The organism is Ornithinimicrobium pratense (assembly GCF_008843165.1).
Taxonomy (GTDB): domain Bacteria; phylum Actinomycetota; class Actinomycetes; order Actinomycetales; family Dermatophilaceae; genus Ornithinicoccus; species Ornithinicoccus pratensis.
Genome location: NZ_CP044427.1, coordinates 1,022,753 through 1,042,591, shown reverse-complemented (window position 1 = coordinate 1,042,591; position 19,839 = coordinate 1,022,753). Strand labels below are relative to the sequence as shown.

Annotated in this window: 16 protein-coding genes; 12 read left to right on the top strand and 4 right to left on the bottom strand. The window is 73.1% G+C overall.

The features are described 5' to 3' along the window. Positions 1–2 precede the first annotated feature (2 nt). The 10 genes from FY030_RS04695 to FY030_RS16760 are packed head-to-tail and all read left to right on the top strand — an operon-like array spanning position 3 to position 12,702. A complete protein-coding gene (locus FY030_RS04695; RefSeq protein ID WP_158060494.1) occupies positions 3–614 on the top strand; it encodes a hypothetical protein in 612 nt (203 codons plus the stop codon). Further along, complete coding sequence (locus tag FY030_RS04690; protein ID WP_202879757.1) at positions 611–2,422, top strand: AAA family ATPase; 1,812 nt, start codon at positions 611–613, stop codon at positions 2,420–2,422. The genes FY030_RS04695 and FY030_RS04690 overlap by 4 nt, the downstream gene beginning before the upstream one ends. Further along, entirely contained in the window at positions 2,419–3,705 is a 1,287-nt protein-coding gene (locus FY030_RS04685; protein ID WP_158060493.1) for a hypothetical protein, read from the top strand. The genes FY030_RS04690 and FY030_RS04685 overlap by 4 nt, the downstream gene beginning before the upstream one ends. Positions 3,706–3,745: 40 nt before the next feature. Further along, the gene (locus FY030_RS04680) at positions 3,746–4,189 is read left to right on the top strand and encodes a hypothetical protein (protein WP_158060492.1); all 444 of its coding nucleotides are present in this window, start codon (positions 3,746–3,748) and stop codon (positions 4,187–4,189) included. After that, on the top strand, positions 4,186–5,397 hold the full coding sequence (locus FY030_RS04675; RefSeq protein ID WP_158060491.1) for a DUF1634 domain-containing protein: 1,212 nt from the start codon (positions 4,186–4,188) through the stop codon (positions 5,395–5,397). The genes FY030_RS04680 and FY030_RS04675 overlap by 4 nt, the downstream gene beginning before the upstream one ends. After that, positions 5,394–6,524: a coiled-coil domain-containing protein gene (locus FY030_RS04670; RefSeq protein WP_158060490.1), complete on the top strand. Its 1,131-nt coding sequence runs from the start codon at positions 5,394–5,396 to the stop codon at positions 6,522–6,524. The genes FY030_RS04675 and FY030_RS04670 overlap by 4 nt, the downstream gene beginning before the upstream one ends. Further along, positions 6,521–8,881, top strand: a complete 2,361-nt coding sequence (locus tag FY030_RS04665) for a serine/threonine-protein kinase (RefSeq protein WP_158060489.1) — start codon at positions 6,521–6,523, stop codon at positions 8,879–8,881. The genes FY030_RS04670 and FY030_RS04665 overlap by 4 nt, the downstream gene beginning before the upstream one ends. Next, complete coding sequence (locus FY030_RS04655; RefSeq protein ID WP_192498722.1) at positions 8,878–10,245, top strand: PP2C family protein-serine/threonine phosphatase; 1,368 nt, start codon at positions 8,878–8,880, stop codon at positions 10,243–10,245. Before FY030_RS04665 ends, FY030_RS04655 begins: the two co-directional genes overlap by 4 nt. Further along, positions 10,238–11,524 (top strand): VWA domain-containing protein, encoded by a 1,287-nt coding sequence (locus tag FY030_RS04650; RefSeq protein ID WP_158060486.1) that lies wholly within the window; start codon positions 10,238–10,240, stop codon positions 11,522–11,524. The genes FY030_RS04655 and FY030_RS04650 overlap by 8 nt, the downstream gene beginning before the upstream one ends. Continuing rightward, positions 11,521–12,702, top strand: coding sequence for an FHA domain-containing protein (locus FY030_RS16760; RefSeq protein WP_238348553.1), 1,182 nt, complete (start codon positions 11,521–11,523; stop codon positions 12,700–12,702). The genes FY030_RS04650 and FY030_RS16760 overlap by 4 nt, the downstream gene beginning before the upstream one ends. A gap of 797 nt (positions 12,703–13,499) precedes the next feature. Here FY030_RS16760 and FY030_RS04635 read toward each other — a convergent pair. Then, on the bottom strand, positions 13,500–14,603 hold the full coding sequence (locus tag FY030_RS04635) for a hypothetical protein (protein WP_158060485.1): 1,104 nt from the start codon (positions 14,601–14,603) through the stop codon (positions 13,500–13,502). Positions 14,604–14,696: 93 nt separating this feature from the next. On the opposite strand from FY030_RS04635, the gene FY030_RS04630 reads away from it, so the two are divergent. Together FY030_RS04630 and FY030_RS04625 are read left to right on the top strand one after the other, a co-directional pair. After that, positions 14,697–15,506, top strand: coding sequence for a hypothetical protein (locus tag FY030_RS04630; RefSeq protein ID WP_158060484.1), 810 nt, complete (start codon positions 14,697–14,699; stop codon positions 15,504–15,506). 21 nt (positions 15,507–15,527) lie between these two features. Next, positions 15,528–17,351: a hypothetical protein gene (locus tag FY030_RS04625; protein WP_158060483.1), complete on the top strand. Its 1,824-nt coding sequence runs from the start codon at positions 15,528–15,530 to the stop codon at positions 17,349–17,351. 48 nt (positions 17,352–17,399) lie between these two features. Here the strand turns inward: FY030_RS04625 and FY030_RS04620 are convergent, their stop codons facing one another. The 3 genes from FY030_RS04620 to FY030_RS04610 all read right to left on the bottom strand — a co-directional run bounded on the left by FY030_RS04620 (position 17,400) and on the right by FY030_RS04610 (position 19,822). Next, positions 17,400–17,801 (bottom strand): GntR family transcriptional regulator, encoded by a 402-nt coding sequence (locus tag FY030_RS04620; RefSeq protein ID WP_192498721.1) that lies wholly within the window; start codon positions 17,799–17,801, stop codon positions 17,400–17,402. Further along, entirely contained in the window at positions 17,801–18,730 is a 930-nt protein-coding gene (locus FY030_RS04615; protein ID WP_158060482.1) for a hypothetical protein, read from the bottom strand. Before FY030_RS04615 ends, FY030_RS04620 begins: the two co-directional genes overlap by 1 nt. A gap of 63 nt (positions 18,731–18,793) precedes the next feature. Continuing rightward, on the bottom strand, positions 18,794–19,822 hold the full coding sequence (locus FY030_RS04610) for an AfsR/SARP family transcriptional regulator (RefSeq protein ID WP_158060481.1): 1,029 nt from the start codon (positions 19,820–19,822) through the stop codon (positions 18,794–18,796). Between the last annotated feature and the right edge of the window lie 17 nt (positions 19,823–19,839).

Below are 19,839 nucleotides of genomic sequence, written 5' to 3'. Positions count from 1 at the left end.
GCATGGCGTTCTCCGCCCTGCTGGACCGGATGCTCGGGCGCACGCCCGACGTTTCCGATGACCGGCTGGCGCTGCCCGCACCTCCGACCGCCGAGGACGTGTACGCCGCGCTGGACGAGACCGAGCAGCTGCTCACCTCCTCCTCGCTGCCCTCGGTGGTGACCGCGCGCGGCCAGCGGGTGGTCGACACGGTCCGGGACACCGTGCCGCGGCTGGAGAAGCTCAGCGGTAGCGACCTGGGCTACACAATCATCGCGACCGCCACCGACTACCTGCCCGAGGCGATCGGCGGATACCAGCGCCTGCCCCGCCGCTACGCCGACACCCGGCCGGTCGACGGCGCCAAGACCTCGCTGCTGGTGCTCGTGGACCAGCTGGACCTGCTCGGGCTGACCATGGACCGGGTCTTTGACGCGGTCTTCCGAGACGATGCCCGCGAGCTGGTCGCGCAGGGCCGGTTCATCGCCGAGAAGTTCGGCTCCGCCGGTGCCGGTGGCCAGCTGGGCATCGGGCAGGACGAGGCCCCGGTCGTGCCGCAGCCCGACGAGGTCGAGGACCCGACGGGCGCGATCAGCCCGCTGACCCCGCCCGCCCGCAGAGGAGACGACCAATGAGCGCGACCGAGCTGCGAACTGCCGTTGACATGCTGGTGCGGGTCGGCCGGGAGGCCGGGCTGGACGAAGGTATGGCGCGGGCCGAGGGCGAGAAGGTGGCTGCGGCCGTGCTCGAGCAGCCCGGCCCCAACGGTGCCCACCGACTGTGGGGCGAGGCGGTGGGCCGTCCCGCCCAGGACTTCTTCACTGCCGTGCCCCGGGGCCGGCGCTACGCCTCCATCCCCACGACGCTGCTGTCCACCCTGGTCGCCGAGGGCAGCCCTCGCGCGGCCGGCTACGCCCAGGCTCTGGCCGACGTGGCCACTGCGGCCGCGACGGTCTCCGGCGCGGGGGCGGTCGCGGTCGGCAAGGCCACCTCGGTGGCCCGCGCGCAGCTCGCGGCGGCGGGGGCGGCCCCGGCGCACGGGCCCGGGACGCCTACCGAGGGCCTGACCCCTCCGGAGGCAGGTGTCCCCACCTCGCCTGCCCCCGGCGGCACCACAGGCGGCACCACGTCCGGCACCGACCAGGGTGACCTGCAGGCCTGGTCGAACGACCTGCTGCGCCGCGCCATGGACCAGGGCGACCGGATCCGCGAGATGCTCGGGCACCTGCCTGGGTCCCCGGGCAGCGGTCAGCCTCCCGCACCCGCCGGCGGCGGCCCCGGCGAGGTCCCCGGCCAGTACGGCATACCCGCAGACCCGGGCTCCGGCCCGAGCACCCACGGCACGGCCGTCGGGGAAGGGGCCACCGGGCAGGCCCAGGAGGACCCGTCGGGCACCCCCGCCGTCGAGGAGGAGCCGGAGGACGAGCGCACCGTCGAGGAGCTGCTGGCCGAGCTGGACGCCCTCGTCGGGCTGGAGCCGGTAAAGGCCGAGATCCACCGCCAGGTCGCGGTGCTGAAGATGGACGCCCGGCGCCAGGAGGCCGGTCTCAAGGTCGTCACCCTCACCCGCCACCTGGTGTTCGTCGGCAACCCGGGGACGGGCAAGACCACGGTCGCCCGGCTGGTCGGGGGCATCTACCGGGCGCTGGGCCTGCTGTCCAAGGGCCAGCTCGTCGAGGTCGACCGCAGCGAGCTGGTCGCCGGCTACCTGGGCCAGACGGCCGCCAAGACTTCCGACGTCGTCGCCTCCGCCCTGGGCGGCGTGCTCTTCATCGACGAGGCCTACAGCCTCAACGGCGACCAGTACGGCAAGGAGTCGATCGACACCCTGGTCAAGGAGATGGAGGACCACCGCGACGACCTGGTGGTGATTGTCGCCGGCTACCCCGAGCCGATGGCCGAGTTCGTCGCCTCCAACCCGGGGCTGGAGAGCCGCTTCCGCACGATCATCGAGTTCGACGACTACTCCGATGAGGAGCTCGTCGCGATCCAGACCCTGCTCGCTCAGAACATGGACTACGACATCGCCCCCGAGGCGACCGAACGCTTCCGGGAGATCCTGGCGGCGACGCCGCGTGGCCCAAGCTTTGGCAACGGCCGGTTCGCGCGCAACATGCTTGAGGCCGCCATCGGGCGGCACGCCTGGCGCCTGAGGGACGACGAGGACGCGAGCATCGAGGAGCTGCGGACGCTGCAGCGGCAGGACTTCGAGGACCGCGACGCCGTCGACCTGGCGGTGAAGGACACGGGTATGCCGCCCGCCGAGGATGACGTGGCCGACCAGGACCCGTGGCTGGGCGATGTGGATGGACAGGGCGGGGACGGACAGGGCGGGGACGGACAGGGCGGGGACGGACAGGGCGGGGACGGGTCATCAGCCGAAGACGCGGACGCTCCGCCCGACGACGTGCAGGCCCCTGCCCCAGATGACGAGGATCGATGAGCACGGCGAGCCCACCCGCCGGGCGGGGGCAGCCGGCACAGCAGAGGGGACCGGCCGCCGGACCTGCCCAGCAGTCCGGACAGGCCACCCAGCCCGCCGGGCAGGGTCCAGCAACCGGTCAGCCCGCGCCGCAGGGACAGCAGGCGAGAGGGCCGGCGCCCCAGGCCAAGGGCAAGGGCGCATCGACGCCGTCACGGTCGGCGTGGAGCACCCCCCGGCTCCTGCGCCTGGCCCGGGCCGGGGCCGCGACGGCGGTGCTGCTAACGGGTGTGGCCGCCACCGGCACCTTCTCCACCGACGGGCTGAACGCCACCCCGGACGTCATTGCCCAGCAGTGGGTGGCGGCCGAGCGCGCAGGCGTGGAGATGGCCCAGGCCGACCTGCGCGCGGCCGAACGGGTCGCCGGCAGTGAGGGTGAGGGCGCGCGCGAGGCGTTCGACGAGGCCGTGACCCAGGTCGGCATCGACCTCTCCGGGGTCGGAGTGGGCGGCGCCGAGGCCGGTGAGATCTCCCGGGAGTGGTCGACCTTCGTCCTGGGGGCTGAGCGCGCTTCCGCAGCGGCCGCGCAGGACCAGGGTGGCTCCCCCGAGCTCCCGGATGCCGTGACCGTGGAGTACGGCGCTGCGTCGACCGCCGCCCGGTCGGCGAGCGAGCGCACGGACCTGGCGGCCGAGCAGCACGCGCAGGACCTGCGCACCGGTTCCCGATCCGTCCTCACCGGGACCGTAGGCACGCTGGCCACCCTCGGGCTGGTCGGGCTCATGGTCTGGCTGGCCCTGCGCACCCGCCGCATCGTCAACGTGCCCCTGCTGGCGGCCACCGCCATCACGGCCGGGCTGACCTATCTGTCGTTCAACCCCTCAGCCTTGCCCCTCACCTACGACCAACGGCTCGCGGACACGACGGCCGCGGCCACCGCGCTGCAGGAGGTGTACCAGGCCAGGACGGCCCAGCACGCCCTCACCCCGGCGCAGAGCGACCTGTGGGCCGAGGAGTCGGTCCAGGCACGCCAGGCCATCGGCGCAGGTGCTGCCCGCACCCTGTGGGAGGAGATCGTGGCGGCAACCCCGGAGCCGGGCGTCGAGGCGGTCACCGCCACCCAGGAGAACTTCAGCGAGCTGGAGACGGTCCTGCGGGACCGGCTGGACGACCAGCTGAGCACTGCGGTCACGGCCGTCGGGCGGCCGGCCGGCATCACCTCTGGTGTCGCGCTGCTGCTCGGGCTGGTCGGTGCCGGGTTCGCCTGGACCGGCCTGTCTCGCCGGCTGAAGGAGTACCGCTGAGCGTGTGTGGGGTAGCGGCGATCGATGAGAGGCAGACACTGTGAGTGACCAGGACCGTCGCGCGGACGGGGTGGACGAGGACGCGGACGCTGCTGCACCCATGATCGTCCTGGGTGAGCGCGGTGACCCCGATGTCGAGGACACGACCCTGGAGGAGCTGCGGCGTCAGCGGGAGGAGCTGCTCCGCGAGCGGGCCGAGGCCCAAGAGCGGATCCGCGCAGACCGGGAACGGGCCGAGGCGGAGCTGCGTGCCGAGCGGGAGCGCACGGAGCAGGAGCTGATCGAGCGGCAGCGGCAGATCGACGACGCCGAACGGGACCTGCTGGCGGCCGAGAGGCGGGTGCGGCGGCAGGCCGAGCGCCGCGGCAACAGCCACACGGTGCCCAAGGTGACTCGGTCCAGCACCCCGCTGCCCCGAGGGGCAGGTTGCGGTCCAAGGGGACGGCCGGGCTCCTGGCCGGAGTCGTGGTTGTCTCGGGGATGATCGCGCTCGTCTCTGCCGGCACCCCGGCCTCCGAGGAGGATGTCAGGGGATATGCCAGCCTGGCCGAGGGGCAGCTGGCGTGGGACGAGGCCACCCAAGGCCTGGACGACCTCATCGTGACCAGGATGGAGCAGGCCGGCGGCGTGCCCTCCGACGAGGCCCGGGCTGCCACCGAGGACGCGGCCGAGGAACTCATCACCCTCGTGGAGGAGGCCCAGGTCGTCTCGCCGCTGCCGTACAGCACCGCTCTCGAACGGGCCGTCACCGGGATCCGTGCCATCGCGACCGACCAGTCGCCGGGGGCCGTCCGACCGGTCAACCAGTGGCGAGAACAGCGCTACTCCTTAACGGACGGCGCCTCCAACCGGAGAGCGTTCACGGACGCGACCGAGACGATGACGCCGGGGTCGCCTCTGGCCTGGTGGCTCCTGGGGATCATGTTGCTGGCCCTGGCCGAGCTCATCCGGCTGGCGGTCAAGGACCGGGCCTACGTCGCCCTCGCCCTGCTCGGGGTCGCCGGGGTCACGGGCGTGGCCAGCATGGTCTATCTCGGCATCTACCAGCAGGTGGGCTCGATGGCTGACAGCGTCTCCGCCCGCGACGACGTGGCGCGGGACCACAGGTCCACCGTCGACGCCCAGGGCAGGGACCTCGGCGTGATCTTCGGCGTGGACCGCAGCGTGCTGGGGGACGAGGAGCACTGGACCCGCATATATTTCCATGACCTCGAGGAGATCGACCCGGAGGTCGCGCAGAACTACTGGGACGTGCGGGCCGGGTTCGCCGACCTCGGCCCCGAGGAGCAGCTGGCGCGGGCCCCCGAGCTGGTCTCGGCGCTGGAGCCGGTCTGGGAGCAGCGCCGCGAGGACCTGCAGGCCGCAAACGCTGCGGTCATTGCCGCTGTCGATCACCCGCCCGGGGTGGCCCCGCTGCTGCTGACCACCCTCGTCACGGCCGGCCTGGCCGTCGGCGCGGTCTTCGTCCCGTCCCACCGGCCGGACCGGCTGCGCACCACGGCCGCGCTCTCGGGCAACGCCAGTCGTGGCGGCGACGTGAAGCGTGCGAACGACGTCAGCGCCAAGGGCGAGGGCAGTCGGGACAGCCGCACCGCCCGCGGGCAGAACGCTCAGCCCCGCAACACCGGCCGCAACACCCGCCGCAACACCCCCGCGCGGGGCAGAGCAGGACGCCGAGGAGGCCGCAGGTGAGCACCCCCTACGCCGTCACCCCGCCCGCCCCCGGGTCCCTCGGGGCTGACGTCCCGGCGCCTGAACTGTTGCGCTACCTGGATGCGATGATGCGCTGGAAGGACCAGCGGCGCACCGAGCTCGACGCCCTGGACCGGGCCGCGCTGGAGCTCTCTGACCCCGCGGACCGGGCCGCCGTCACCCCTGACGTCACCCTGTCCATGACCCTGTGGCAGGGGGTAGCCGACCGCCTGGACCTCATCCTGGCCACCTGGGACAACGGCCGGGTCGGCGAGCAGGAGCGGCGCCGTATCACCACCCTGGTCTGGGGCACCCTGGAGCAGCCGGGTTCACGGGGCCAGCAGGCGCTGGCCGTCTCGCTGCCCGAGGCAAGCCGGCTCTCGGACTCCCTGGCCTCCTCGCTGCGCTCCCGGCTGCGCCTGGACGGGGCCGACCCGGACCTTTCCGGCCGCCTGCGGGCGCTGCGTCAGCAGGTGGAACGGATCGCCGACCAGGTCGCGCTCGTGCCCTCGCGCCGGCGGGGGTCTGCCGCCGACGTGCACGCACGGCTGGACCAGCGGCTGACCGACATCACCGAGCGGGCCCGCCGCGGCGCCGACGTCGGCGGCCTGCTGGGCCCGCTGGAGTCACAGGCCGCGACGGTCGAGCGCGACCTCATCGTCGCGGCCTCCGCGCGGGCGCACGCCAAGGCCGACCACCAGCAGGCCACCCGCGAGGTGGCCGAGCTCAGCGCGCGGGGCGAGGCCTTGCGCCAGCTTGCCGCCCGGGCCAGGACGCAGGTCGTCCCTGCCCCCACGCTGGGGATCCCCGACGTGAGCGCCCTCGGGCCGGTGCCGACCGAGCCCGACGAGCTGACCGCATACCTGTCCCGCCTGGAGCGGGTGGAGCGGGCCCTCGCGCACGCCCACACCGAGTATGCCGCCGCCCTGGCGCGGCGGCAGGACCTGGCCGAGCAGGTGGCCCGGCTGCGTACGGCGCTGGAGGCCGTGGACGGCTCCGGCGCGATGCAGGCGCTGATGGCCGAGGCCGATGCGCTGTTGGCCACCGAGCCGACCGACCTGACCCGCCTGGAGGCGCTGGTGCGCGCCCAGGAAGGTTTCGCCCGCGCGATGGGAGTGAGTCTGTGAACCCGTGCGTCGAGCCGGGCTGTCCCGGTTCCTACGAGGACGGTTGGTGCAACGTCTGCGGCTCCCCCGAGCCGCGCCAGGCCCCGGTCGTCGCCACCCCGCTGCGCCCGGGCGACGCAGCCAGTCATGCCTCTGGGGCCTTGCCTGCCACCCCGGACGCCGGCGCCCCCAGCAGGACCGACCTTGGTGACCCGGCGGGTGCCGCGGGCACCAGCGGTGACCCTGCCGCGGGCTCGTCACAGATGGTCGCCACCCCCGCCCCCGGCCAGTCGCACAAGGCCGTCCGCGCGGCCACCGTGCGCCGCCAGCGCGCGCACGCGGCGGTGCGCCGCTCCCGGCTGGGGATGGGCCTGACCCAGGTCCCCGACGTCGTGCCGACCGACCCGTCCAACAAGGTCCTCACCGACGCCCAGGTCCCAGAGGACCGGCGGGTCTGCCCCAACTGCGGGGCCAAGGTCGGCCGCGCAGCGGGCGAGGGTGCGGGACGCCAACAGGGTTTTTGCCCGCAGTGCCGCGCGCCATACTCCTTCACCCCCAAGCTGGTCGAGGGCGACCTGGTCGCGGGCCAGTACGAGATCGTCGGGGCGCTGGCCCACGGCGGCATGGGCTGGATCTACCTGGGTCGGGACAAGAACGTCTCCGACCGCTGGGTGGTGCTCAAGGGCCTGCTCAACACCGGCGACCCCGACGCGCTCGACGCCGCGGTCGCCGAGCAGCAGTTCCTGGCCCAGGTCAAGCACCCACTCATCGTGGAGATCTACAACGTGGTGCAGCACGAGGGCGACGCCTACACGGTGATGGAGTACGTCGGCGGCAAGTCGCTCAAGCAGCTGCTCCAGCAGCGGCTGCGCGACGCGGGCCGCTACCACCCGTTCCCGGTCGACCAGGCGCTCGCCTACGTCATCGAGGTGCTGCCCGCCTTCTCGCACCTGCACGACCTCGGGCTGCTCTACTGCGACTTCAAGCCGGACAACCTCATCCATGAGGGCGAGGGCATCAAACTTATCGACCTCGGTGGGATGCGCCGCGCCGATGACCTGGAGTCCCCGATCTACGGCACGGTTGGCTACCAGGCGCCTGAGGTGGCCGACCTCGGCCCCTCGGTCGCCTCGGACATCTACACGATCGGCCGGACCCTGTGCGTGCTGACCTTCGAGTTCCGCGGCTACCAGAGCGAGTACGTCGACTCCCTGCCGCCGATGTCGCAGGTGCCGGCGTTCACCGAGCACGACGCCTTCTACCGGCTCGTCGCCCGCTGCTGCGCGCCCGACCCCAACGACCGCTTCCTCACCATCGAGGAGCTACGCACCCAGATGATCGGGGTGCTGCGCCAGGTCGTGGCCTCCGCCCAGGGCGAGGACCACGCCGCGACCCTGTCCGCGCACAGCCCGGTCTTCGAGGCGCCGGTCTCGACCGGGGAGACGCTGTCGTGGTGGGAGCTGCCAGAGCTCAAGCGGGACGACACCGACCCGATGCTGGACTGGCTCTCCTCGCTGCCGACCGGTGACCCGACCGAGCTGCACAAGGCCCTGGCCGGGGCCCCGGACCAGACGCCCGAGGTGCTGCTGGCCCGGGCCCGCGTCGGGATCCAGATGGGCCAGCAGGCATGGCTGGACGAGGCGGTGCGCGGGCTGCTCGCCGAGGACCCTTGGGACTGGCGCGCCTCGTGGGCCCGCGGGCTGTGGGCCCTCTCGCGGGCCGAGCTGGAGTCCGAGCGGGCCGGCGCCGATGGACAGTCGCCCGGGTCCGGGAGCACCACGGCCGGGCAGACGGCGGCCGGGCACTTCGCCGCGGTCCGCGACGCCCTCCCCGGTGAGATCGCGCCCCGGCTGGCGCTGGCTCTGGCCAGTGAGATCGCGGGTTACATCAAGGCGGCCGAGCTGGACTATCAACGGGCCTGGCGCACAGATGCCGCGTATGTGGCGCCCGCCGCCTTCGGGCTCTACCGGGTCCGGCTGGGGCGCGGTGACGTCGGCGGGGCCCTGGAGGCGCTGGACTCCGTGCCGGCCAGCAGCCGCGCCCACCCCCGGGCGCGCTGGCTGCGGGCCGAGCTGCTGCGCGGGCGCGGGTCGCTGACCGACCTGCGCGAGTCAATGTCCTCGGTGCGCCGTCTCACCCTCGACCCCCGGCAGCGGGCGCAGTTCTCCGCCACGATCCTGGAGCAGGCGCTGCGGCAGGTGGCTGAGCACGGCGAGCAGCCCAGCTGGCGCCTCGGCGACACCCCGGTCACGCGCGACGCGCTGAGCCGGCAGCTGGAGCGCGAGTACCGCGTCCTGGCCGACTACACCCCCGACCCGCAGGAGCGGGCGGTCCTCATCGACCGTGCCAACACGGTCCGACCCTGGAGCTGGACATGACCGATCAGACCCCGGAGCCGACCGCCACCGAGCTCCGCGAGCCCTCCCCGACAGAACGCGCGGAAAGTCCCGACAGCACACGCGAAGAGGCCTTACAGAACACGCCGGAGGGTGCGGCCGAGTCGGCTCCGGCCAACGCCGAGCCGGAGCCCGTCCGTGCCGAGCCGGAGTCCGCCCGTACCGTGACCGAGCCAGCAGAAGGCGAGGCGACGTCCCCGCATCCGGAGCCGTCCCAGGCTGGCGCCGAGGCCGAGGCGGAGGCCGAGCCCACAACCGAGGCGGAGGCCGAGCCCGCAGCCGAGGCGCAGGCCGAGCCCACAACCGAGGCCGAGCCGGAGATCACGCCGCTCACACCGCCGGACCCGCAGGAGGCGCACCCGGATCCCGACCCGTTCTCCGGGGGCCCACCTCCGTTGCCCAAGCCGATGTTGGTGCTTGACGGCACCCTGCCCGACGACGAGCCCGAGCCGCAGCCGGAGCCGGTCGACCACGGCACCTGCGCCTCGTGCGGCGGCGCCTACGACGAGGACGGCTGGTGCACCCAGTGCGGCGAGCGCCGACCTGACCCGCGCGACCACTTCAGCGACCGGCCTGCGCCGCACGTGGCGGCGGTCTGCGACCGAGGGCGACGGCATACCGAGAACCAGGACGCCATGGCCGTCCAGGCCGACGAGGAGAACCCGGGGCGAGCGGTCCTGGTCGTCTGCGACGGCGTGAGCAGCGCCGAGCGCTCGGCAGAGGCCAGCCTGGCCGCCGCGGAGGCCGCGGTCGAGGTGCTCTCCCGCACGGGAGCACCGCCCACCACGCGTCTGGTGCAGGCCGCCGACGCCGCCCAGGACGCGATCGAGGAGGTGGCGCGCGACTTCCCGGGCACTGCGCCGTCGTGCACCTTCGTTGCGGGCGTCGTCGACGGCGGCACGCTGACTGTGGGGTCGGTGGGTGACAGCCGGGCCTACTGGCTCCCCGACGAGGGCGAGCCGGTGCGGCTGACCAGCGACGACTCGTTGGCCGAGGAGCAGGTCCGCGCGGGGATGAGCCGCGCCGAGGCGGAGGTCAGCCCGATGGCGCACACGATCACGCGCTGGCTGGGCCCGGACACCCCCGACCACACGCCCCAGGTGCACACGCGGGACGTCTCCGCCCCCGGCTGGGCGCTGCTGTGCAGCGACGGTCTGTGGAACTACGCCTCTGAACCGCGCGACCTCGCCGCGGTCGTGCGGCAGGGTGTGCAGCGCGCCGGGGCCGACCCGCTCGACCTGGCGCTGGCGTTGGTGGAGTGGGCCAACGAGCAGGGCGGCGCGGACAACATCACGGTCGCCCTCGCCCGCACCGGGACCACGGGGCAAGATGGGACCCATGGCTGAGTTCACCTCGACCGTTCACCAGAACGAGTTCCTGCCCGACGGCGGCACCGACGTCCACGCGATCGTCTCGATCACCTGCACCGGTGCCGGCTCGGTCGCGCCGATGAGCTCGGCCTCCGGTGAGGCCGGTGAGATCATCATCGTCGACGTCTCGGGCTCGATGGACGTGCAGGGCGTGCAGGCGGCCGCCTATGCCGCCTCCGCCGCGCTGGACCAGATCGTCGACGGCGTGTGGTTCGCGATCATCGCCGGCAACCACGAGGCAGCGCTGTGCTACCCGGCCGGCACCTCTGCCGCGATGGCCCGGATGTCAGCGCAGACCCGCCTGGAGGCCAAGCGCTCGCTGCAGCGGCTGGCGCCCGGTGGCGGCACCGCGATGGGTCGCTGGCTGCTGGCCGCGGCGCAGCTGTTCGGGACCGTCCCGTCGCTGGCCAAGCGGCACGCGATCCTGCTCACGGACGGAGCCAACCAGCACGAGACCCCCCAGGAGCTGTCCTGGGCGATCGAGCAGGTCCGGGGCCGCTTCCAGGCCGACTGCCGCGGCCTGGGCGCCGCGTGGCAGGTCGCCGAAGTGCGCCGCATCGCCGAGGCGCTGATGGGCACCGTGGAGCTGATCCGCACCTGGGACGGACTCTCCGACGACTTCGCCCGGCTGATGCAGCAGTCGATGGGCCGGGGTGTGACCGACGCCGAGCTGCGCGTGTGGGCCCCGCAGGGCGCCGAGGTGCTCTTCGTGAAGCAGGTCAGCCCCACCCTGGAGGACCTGACCGGCCGACGCACCGCCGCGAACCCGTTGACCGGTGCCTACGACACCGGCGCCTGGGGCGATGAGACCCGTGACTACCACGTCGCGGTCCGGCTGGCGCCCCGGGATCTGGGCCAGGAGCAGTTGGCCGCGCGGGTGCAGCTGTCCGTCGGGGGCGAGGTGAAGACCCAGGGCCTGGTCAAGGCCTCGTGGTCCGCGGACAGCGGGCTCACCGCGCAGATCAGCCCGGAGGTGGCGCACTACACCGGCCAGACCGAGCTGGCCTCGGCCATCCAGGAAGGCCTGCGGGCCAAGTCGTTGGGTGACGATGCGACCGCGACCTCGCGGCTGGGCCGGGCGGTGCAGCTCGCGCGGCAGACCGGTGACGAGGCCGCCACGTCCCGCCTGGCCCGGGTCGTCGACATCGAGGACGCCGCGACCGGTCGGGTCCAGCTGCGGCGCCACGTGGACAAGCTCGACGAGATGGAGCTCGACACCGCCTCGACCAAGACCACGAGGGTCCGGCCGACGTGACGGTCACCTGTCCCGAGGGTCACCAGAGCGAGGCGACCGACTACTGCGACATCTGCGGCACCCCCATCGGGGGCGGGTCGGGCAGCGCCGAGGCGACCGGTGCCGGGTTCGCAGGTCCGAGCGGTGCCCCAGGGTCCTCGACGCCTGGCCCGGCCATCCCGCAGGCGGGACCAGACTCGGTGCTCGATCTAGACCCGGCCCCTGCACCTGCCCCGACGCTGACCTGCCCGCACTGCGGCGCGCTCAACGTCGCCGACGCGCTCTTCTGCGAGGCCTGCGGCTACGACTTCACCACCGGCGCCGCTCCGCTCGGCTCCGAGCCGGTCGTGCCGGACCAGGGCGCACCGGCCGCATCGAGTGCCCTGGACCTGAGGGACGACGCCGGGGATGGCGCTGGCGACGACGGTGGCGCTGGGGCCCGGGGAGAAGTTGCTGGGGCCCCGGAAGAGGCTGGGGTCGATGAGGGGCCCGGCGACGAGGAGGAGGCTGTCGAGTCCGCGGACGCCGGCGACGACGTCGCCTCCGAGCACGCCGCGGCCGAGGAGCCGGTGAACCACGCCGCGGCTGAGGAACCGGTGGCCGCCGCGTCCCGAGAGGAGGCGGCCGACGCAGCCCCGCGCCCCGTGCCCGCGTCCGAGCCCCAGCCCGAGCCCGAGCCGCGCCGAGATCCGGAGCCGCCACCCCCGGCAGCGCCCTCCCCCGCCGATGCCGGCGGGGCAGTCGCAGCGCACGTGCGGCCGCGGCATACCCCGCCCTCGCGCGTGCTCTCGGACACCTGGGTGGTCGAGGTGTGGATCGACCCGGACTGGTATGCCGTGCAGCAGACCGAGGAGGCCTGCCCCAGCCCGGGGCTGCCGGACATCGTGGTGGTGCACCGCAACGTGGTGCTCATCGGGCGCCCGTCGGGCAGCCTCGGGGTGCGGCCCGACGTGGACGCCGGCGCCGACTCGGCGGTGTCCCGACGACACGCACAGCTGACCAGCGACGGGTCCCGCTGGTGGATCGAGGATCTGGGCAGCAGCAACGGCACCTATGTCGGGTCCGTCGGCGAGCCGCCGCCCACCGAGCCGATCCGCCAGCGGGTCGAGATCGACCGGGACGACCGGATCTACGTGGGAGCCTGGACCCGGCTCGTGCTGCGCCAGGCGACCGCGTCGGAGCAGGCCGGCCAGGGCTGATCGGCGCAGCCGGGCTACCGACGGTCGCTGACGGCATGGCCGCCCAGCAGCGGGTGCCCCCAGCCGCCTAGAGTCGGAGCCATGCCCACCGAGGACCCTGGGACGACCAACCGCTCCCGCACCAGCCGGGCCCGGCTGCGCCGCTCGGGGCGACACCTGGTCCGGAGCGGTGTCGTGCTGGTCGTGGTCTCACTCGTGGTGACGGTCGTCGCCGGGTTCATGACCCGCAGCATGATCAGCCACCTGCAGACCAGCTCCGCCGAGCTCCTCGACGGCAGCGCGAGCGTGTCACTGCAGGCCGGGGCCGAGCGGACCCTCTACGTCACCGGCGGGCTGGTCGCCCCCGGCGAGCTGGTCCCCACCCCGGTGGAGCAGATCAGCTGCGCGATCACCGGTCCGGACGGGCAGCAGGTCACCTTCGACGACCGCACCGCCGACCGCGCCGGCATTGACCTGGCGGTCGCACGGATCCAGGTCGTCGGCCACTTCACCGTCCAGTCCGACGGGGAGCACCTCATCGAGTGCGACGGGCTCGGCGTCATCCTCTCCCCCGAGCTGTCGCCCGCCTCGGTCGTGGCGCGGTTGGGAGGCCTTGCGCTGGGCAGCCTCGGGACGATCCTGGGCGTGACCATGCTGCTCATCGGTGGTGTGCTCCTGCTGCTGCGCCGTGAGGACGACGAGGACGCCGCGGCCGACGAGGAGGACCTGCCGCCAGAGGAAGGCGCCGACCAGTGGTGGGAGAAGAACCAGGGTGAACCCGGTGCAGACGGGGTCGACGGGGCGGACGGGGCGGACGACTACGTTGAGCTCTCCGAGGAGCAGTTAGCCGCGTTCACGGACGAGGAGCTCGAGGAGCTGGTGGCCTCCGGGGCCATCGTCTTCGAGGACGAGGCCGGTTCCATGAGCGGCACCGACGACGGGGCTGCCGACGGCACCGACGATCGGGCTGCCAACGGGGCTGACGGCGGGGCCGACAGCAGCCGAGCCTGACGACGCGTCTCGACTACCCAGAAGAGGCAGAAGAGAGCGATCTCCCACCACTCCAGGAAGATCACCAGGTGGCCGGGGGCGAAGGTCCGGGCGATCCCCCAGGCGACGAGCGGCCCCAGCACCATGAGCACGAAGATGACGCGGTATCCCGCGAGGTAGACCAGCTCGTGCGACTCCAGCCGCTCCCGGGAGCGACGGGCCGCGGCCCGGGGCCAGGCGTGGCTCCAGACCGCGACGGCCAGCGCGCAGATGAGGAAGATCGCGGCCAGATCGTGGACCCGCAGCTGCACCTCTCCCACGACCGGCAGACCGGTCAGTCTCAGCCCCTCCATCGTCACCTCCTCGACGGGCGGCGCCCACAGCTGCCACATCGCCAGCCCCAGGAAGGACAGCAGCGTCCCGCCGGTCACGACCACGAAGACCAGCGAGATCGGGTCGCCCGTGACCAACGCCCGCATCCGCTCCCTGGCGCGCAGCTCCAACGCGAACAGCGCCAGGGCCAGCAGGGCCACCACGGTGAGGCTGAACCGCAGCGACCAGACGTACTCCGCCGCGCTGATGCCCTGACCGGAGAACGACACACCGCTGCGCAGCCCGGCCAGGGTCTCCGCCAGCCCGGTGGGCACCAGCGCCACGAAGACGGCGTAGAAGCCGGCGCCGCCCAGGTTGTAGTCCTCGAAGTACGTCGCGCCCTGGTAGGCGAGCAGCAGGACCGCCACCCCGATCATCACGCCGACGAAGACGTCCCGGACCGGGCCGCCGTAGTAGCCGCTGATCGAGGTCTCCAGGTGACCCTGCTGGATCGCCGCCCCCACTGTGACCACGAAGAGGACGGCCGGCAGCAGCACCAGGAGCCACCGCAGGTTGGCGTAGGTCAGCCGCAGGACCTGGGTGTGTGACTCGGGCGCCATCTTCCGCAGGATAGGGCCGACGACCGACACCCGCCATCCCCGACATTCCGCGAAAGCGGGGAGCCGCGCCAGCCGGTGGGTAGGCTGCCACGCATGACCTATGGGAGTGCGCCGACCCGACGCAGGAGCGGGATGACCACGGCGGGGAAATGGATGTTCATCATCGGGCTGGTGCTGTCCGTCATCACGGCGGGGGTGATGATCTGGGGCTTCTTCCAGGTCGTGAATGCGGCGGAGGCCATAGAGAGCGAGTCCACCTCGCTCAGCTCCCCGCAGACGGTGACGATGGACAACGGGGACAGGAGGATCGTCCTGGCCAACTCCCCTGGTGCGGTCACCTGCACCGTGACCCTGCCCGACGGGACCGAGCAACCGCTGGACGGGTCGGACGTGGACGACGTGGCCGCCGACGCCACAACGATGACCGTCATCGGCGGGCACGCCGCGACGACAGCGGGGGACCACACCTTCGCCTGTGAGGGCGGCGAGGCACACCTCAGCGGGCCCATCGACTCGGCCTTCCTGATCGGCGCGGCCGCAGCCGGCCTGGCGCTGCTCGCCCTCTTCCCCCTCGGCCTGATCACCATCATCGGCCTCATCCTGTGGCTGGTGGGACGCAGCCGGGACAAGAGGGAGCAGCAGGGCCCGATGCACGCAGGCGGCCCGGGGTATGGCGCTCCCTACGGCCAGCAGGGGTATGGCCAGCAGGGGTACGGCCAGGCGCCCTACCCGGGGCAGCAGGGCTATGGCCAGTCGGGGCCGCAGGACTCGCCCGGCTGGGGCCAGCCGGGCACTGGAGGCCAGGGCGGCAGCGGCGCCAGCTACGACCCGGACAACCCCTACGGCTCCCCCGGCACCTCGGACGGCTCCCAGGGCCGCCCGGACGGCGAAGGCCGCCCCTGACCGGAAGGTGAAGGAGGACCGATGAGATCGACCGCCAGAGCACGGGCCACCATCCTGGCCTCGGCATGCGCCGCGGCTCTGGTGCTGACTGCGTGTGAGGGTGACTCCGGCGACGGCTCCAGCACGACGGAGGGCGGCGACGGCGGCCGGGGTGGTTTCCTCGGGCTCGGTGGGGATGACTCGGACGAGCCGGAGCCCGACCCCCTGACCCCGGTCCTGGCCGCGCCATGGGACTGCCCCGACTGCGAGGATCCCGAGGCTCCGACAGCGGCGGTGCTCACCGCCGACCAACCCGACGCCCTGTCGGCCGAGGCCAGCGCCCTGTTCTTCGAAACCGCCCCCGTCGTGGTGCTGTCCAGCGCGGAGGAGCAGGTGCGGGCCGCCTCGGCCGGAGTTGCCCTGGGGGTGCCGGTCCTGGTCGACGGGAGTTCCACCTCCGCGCAGCTGGAGCACCTGGCTGCCGAGGTGGCCCTCGTCGTGGGTGAGGTGGCCGACCCCGGCATCGACGTGGTCGTGGCCGAGGACGACACCCGGCTCGCCGAGCTGCTCGGCATCGACGGTGAGCCGGTCAGCGTGAGCGCCGAGGATGCCCCGGGCCGGATCGGCGAGCTCGACCCGGACCAGCCGCAACTGCTCGTGCCGGAGAGCCAACCCGCCACGGACGAGGACGCCGCGGACGAGGACGCAGCGGACGAGGACGCAGCCGGGGATGACGCCGGTGCGACGGCGACCCCGGACCCGGCAGGGTCGACCGATGCCCCGGAGCCGCTCACCTCTGACCGTGACGAGCTCCCGCCGACCGCCCGCGCGGAACAGCTCACCTCGGTCGCGCTCATGAGCACGGGCATGCCGCACGACCTGGCGGCGCTGGGCACCGCCAAGGCGGCGGGCGCGCACGTGCTGGTGGGACCGCATACCGACCCGCGTGCGTCCTCCGAGACTGTCCAGGCCCTGGCCGGGCTCGATGTGACCGCCCTGGTCGGCCTGGGTGAAGACTTCGGGCCGGCGTCAGACCTGGCCTGGAAGGCAAGCGCCGCGAGGACCGGGGTCGAGCTGCCCGGGGGCGGTCAGCTGACGCTGCCCGGCAAGACCTACGTCGCGCTCTACGGCACGCCATCCACCAGCGCCCTGGGCGTCCTGGGCGAGCAGCCGATCGAGGAGACGATCGTCCGGGCGCAGGAGTACGCCGCACAGTACGAGCCGCTCACGGACGGGCCGGTCGTCCCGACCCTGGAGATCATCGTCACCGTGGCCAGTTCGCAACCCGAATGGGACGGCATGTACTCCAACGAGCTGCCGGTCGAGAGCCTGCGGCCGCTGGTCGACCTGGCCGCCGAGCAGGGGGTGTATGTCGTGCTCGACCTGCAGCCGGGGCGGCACGACTTCGTCTCCCAGGCCCAGCGTTACGAGGAGCTGCTGCTGCTGCCGCACGTCGGGCTGGCCCTGGACCCGGAGTGGCGGCTCGGCCCCGACGAGGTGCACATGGTGCGCATCGGCTCGGTCGACGTCGAGGAGGTCAACGAGGTCGTCGACTACCTGGCGGACCTGACCCGGGAGCACAACCTGCCGCAGAAGGTGTTGGTCCTGCACATGTTCCAGCTGGGGATGATCACCGGCGTGGACGAGGTGGACCGCAGCCGCGAGGAGGTCGCCGTGCTCATCCACGCTGATGGCCAGGGCGGTCAGGGTGACAAGCAGGCCACCTGGCGGGCGCTGCACGACCACGCGCCGTCCATCGAGCACTGGGGTTGGAAGAACTTCTACGACGAAGACTCCCCGATGCTCACTCCCGAGCAGACGATGAGCCAGGTTGACCCGGCGCCCGAATTCATCAGCTACCAGTAGCGTCAGCCGTCAGCCGTCAGCCGGCACCGCGCGGCCCAGCGCCGGGGCTCAGCCGCCCAGCGCGACCCTGGCCAGCGCCAAGGCGTCAGCCGGGGAGAGTCCGAGGTCGCGGGCCTGCCGGGCATAGGCGTCGGCGGCGCGTCGGGCGGCCGCCAGGAGCAAGGGGTCGCGGATGGCGGGGGTGTCTGCGGGGGCCGTGGCTTGGTCCGTCGACGCGCCCGCCGAGACGTAGGTCCCGGCCCGTCCCCGGCCCTGGATCAGCCCCTCGGTCTCGAGCTCACGGTAGGCCCGGGCCACGGTGTTGGGGGCGATCTCCAGATCCCCGGCCAGCCGGCGCACCGTCGGCAACCGGTCCCCCGGCGAGAGCTGCCCGCTCCGGATCTGCTCGGCTAGTTGGCGCCGAACCTGAGCGAAGGGCGGCTCGGCCGACCCCGGGTCGACGACCAGCATCAGACCCGGGCCTCCAGGTCGTCCGCCGAGCGTCCCTGCCACAGCCGGCTGCGGAAGTGCTCGCCGGCCTGGGGCCGGGCCCACCACGGGCTGGTCCCCAGCAGCGTGACCACGATGACGAAGGGCAGGACATAGCCGGCGACGAGCAGGGCCATGCTCCAGGCGGGACCCACCTGGCCGGCCTCCGTCGCGACGCGTGTGGCGGCCTCGTCCAGCGCGGCCCCGCAGACGCTGAGCCCCAGCAGGGCGACGATGACCAGTGGCATCAGGAGCCCGGTCAGCGTGTTGGCCCGCAACGCGTCCTGCCAGTAGAGCTCGGTCACGTCGGCGGCGGGCTGCGGGGCGTCCAGGACCCGGTGGGCCGCCCACCAGCTCAGCAGCGTCAGGACGACCAGGGCCACCACCAGCACCGGCACCGGGCTGCGCCACAGCACCTCCGCGGAGAACCACTGCGAGCCCCCCAGGAGCAGGGTGCCGAGCAGCGCGAGCACGCCCCCCATGACCAGCCCACCGGTGAGCCCGGCGGCCTGGCGCGGCACGTAGTCGCTGAAGCCGGGCGTGCGGGCTCTGGCCGCTCGCGGCCCCTCCCCCGGGACCCCTGGGTGCCGCAGCTCGGCCACCACGGTGCCACCCGCCCCGAGCACGACCACGAGCGAGACGACGAGCCAGCCTCCGCCGTCCAGGGGCGGCTCGCCCGGCCAGAGCAGCGCGAGCAGCAGGAGCGCCAGGCCGCCGAGCAGGATCCCGACGCCGACGCCCCGGGTGCGCCGGGTGAGCTTGACCTCCAGGACGGGACGCAGGCCCGGTCGCACCCGGGCACCCACTCGGCGGGCCAGGTCGTCGACCTGCCAGGAGCGAAACCCGGACGAAAGGGGCAGCAGGATGGCCACCACCCCCAGGCCCACCAGGACGATCGCGTCGGTCAACATATGTTCTCCCCGTCTCGACAAACTTTGTGTTGCCACAAAAGTAGTTGATAGGCAGGGTTTGTGTCAATACGTACGCGGGCTCTTCAGCTGGGTCGTGAGCGTCTCATTCGCGACGGGCGCAGCAACGTTGCCCTGATGCTCCTTGACCCCCGCGACGAGCTCGAGCAAGAAGGGCCACTCGCCCAGCTGGGTCACGCTGCGCGGCAGGCACGGAGGCATGTCCTCGCTGGTGGCTCCGCCGGCCAGCATCCCACCGACCGCGCGGGCGCACACGGCGGCGTCCCACACCGCGTTGGCGGGGGTGTGCGGACAGACCACCGTCGTGCTGAGGTCCACGTCCGGCAGCAGGGTCAGGTCGTTGCTGAGGATCCGCCCCTGTAGGACGTGCAGCCACTCCCCCGGGTCGAGGCCGAAGGCGTGGCGCAGGTGGTCGCTGTGCCGGCGCAGCAGCTCCAGTGCCTCGGCGGGCCTGCTCGAGGCGTAGTAGGCCAGGGCGGCGAGCTCCACCGCGTCGCCCCGCTCGGGGTGCTCGTCGCACAACCCCAACAGGGTGGGCAGCGCCTCCTCACCGCGGCCGCTCCAGATCAGGGTCCGCAGCCGCAGCAGCCGGGCCCGCTCCAGCAAGGCTTGGCCCGCGTGCCGCACCGAAGGGCCGAACTCCGCAGGCAGGTCGGCCAGCACGCGCGCGGGGTCGAGGTTGGTGCGTCCGGCCAGCAGCTGCTCGGCCCCGACGGGGTCGCGCCGGTCGAGCAGGCGCTGGGCCTCAGTCACCGCGCCCTGCAGCTGGTCGAGGTCGACCAGGACCTCCGGGTCGAGCAGGTAGCCGTCGTCCCGGTGCAGGACGAAGTCGCCCACCCAGCCGGCCTCGTGCGCGCCCTTGCGGATCGCTGAGACGTAGACCTGGATGGCGTTCGCCGCCGAGCGAGGCGGATTGCCGCGCCAGAGGGCGTCCGCGAGCCGTGCTGGCGCGAGGACGTCGGGAGAGGTCACCGCCAGGGCAGTGAGCACCGCGCGCGGGCGGGCGGGCAACGTCACCGCTGCACCGTCGACCACCAACGTCGTGCTCCCGAGCACGGCGACGACCGCCTTCATCGCTCAAGTATGTCGCA

What these genes read in the sequence shown, in the direction of transcription:
- FY030_RS04650 (WP_158060486.1), top strand. Translation starts at nt 10,238, where the DNA reads ATGGCTGAGTTCACCTCGACCGTTCACCAGAACGAGTTCCTGCCCGAC.
- FY030_RS04615 (WP_158060482.1), bottom strand. Translation starts at nt 18,730, where the DNA reads ATGTTGACCGACGCGATCGTCCTGGTGGGCCTGGGGGTGGTGGCCATC.
- FY030_RS04610 (WP_158060481.1), bottom strand. Translation starts at nt 19,822, where the DNA reads ATGAAGGCGGTCGTCGCCGTGCTCGGGAGCACGACGTTGGTGGTCGAC.
- FY030_RS04690 (WP_202879757.1), top strand. Translation starts at nt 611, where the DNA reads ATGAGCGCGACCGAGCTGCGAACTGCCGTTGACATGCTGGTGCGGGTC.
- FY030_RS04630 (WP_158060484.1), top strand. Translation starts at nt 14,697, where the DNA reads ATGACCTATGGGAGTGCGCCGACCCGACGCAGGAGCGGGATGACCACG.
- FY030_RS04655 (WP_192498722.1), top strand. Translation starts at nt 8,878, where the DNA reads ATGACCGATCAGACCCCGGAGCCGACCGCCACCGAGCTCCGCGAGCCC.
- FY030_RS04675 (WP_158060491.1), top strand. Translation starts at nt 4,186, where the DNA reads ATGATCGCGCTCGTCTCTGCCGGCACCCCGGCCTCCGAGGAGGATGTC.
- FY030_RS04635 (WP_158060485.1), bottom strand. Translation starts at nt 14,603, where the DNA reads ATGGCGCCCGAGTCACACACCCAGGTCCTGCGGCTGACCTACGCCAAC.
- FY030_RS04620 (WP_192498721.1), bottom strand. Translation starts at nt 17,801, where the DNA reads ATGCTGGTCGTCGACCCGGGGTCGGCCGAGCCGCCCTTCGCTCAGGTT.
- FY030_RS04625 (WP_158060483.1), top strand. Translation starts at nt 15,528, where the DNA reads ATGAGATCGACCGCCAGAGCACGGGCCACCATCCTGGCCTCGGCATGC.
- FY030_RS04695 (WP_158060494.1), top strand. Translation starts at nt 3, where the DNA reads ATGGCGTTCTCCGCCCTGCTGGACCGGATGCTCGGGCGCACGCCCGAC.
- FY030_RS04685 (WP_158060493.1), top strand. Translation starts at nt 2,419, where the DNA reads ATGAGCACGGCGAGCCCACCCGCCGGGCGGGGGCAGCCGGCACAGCAG.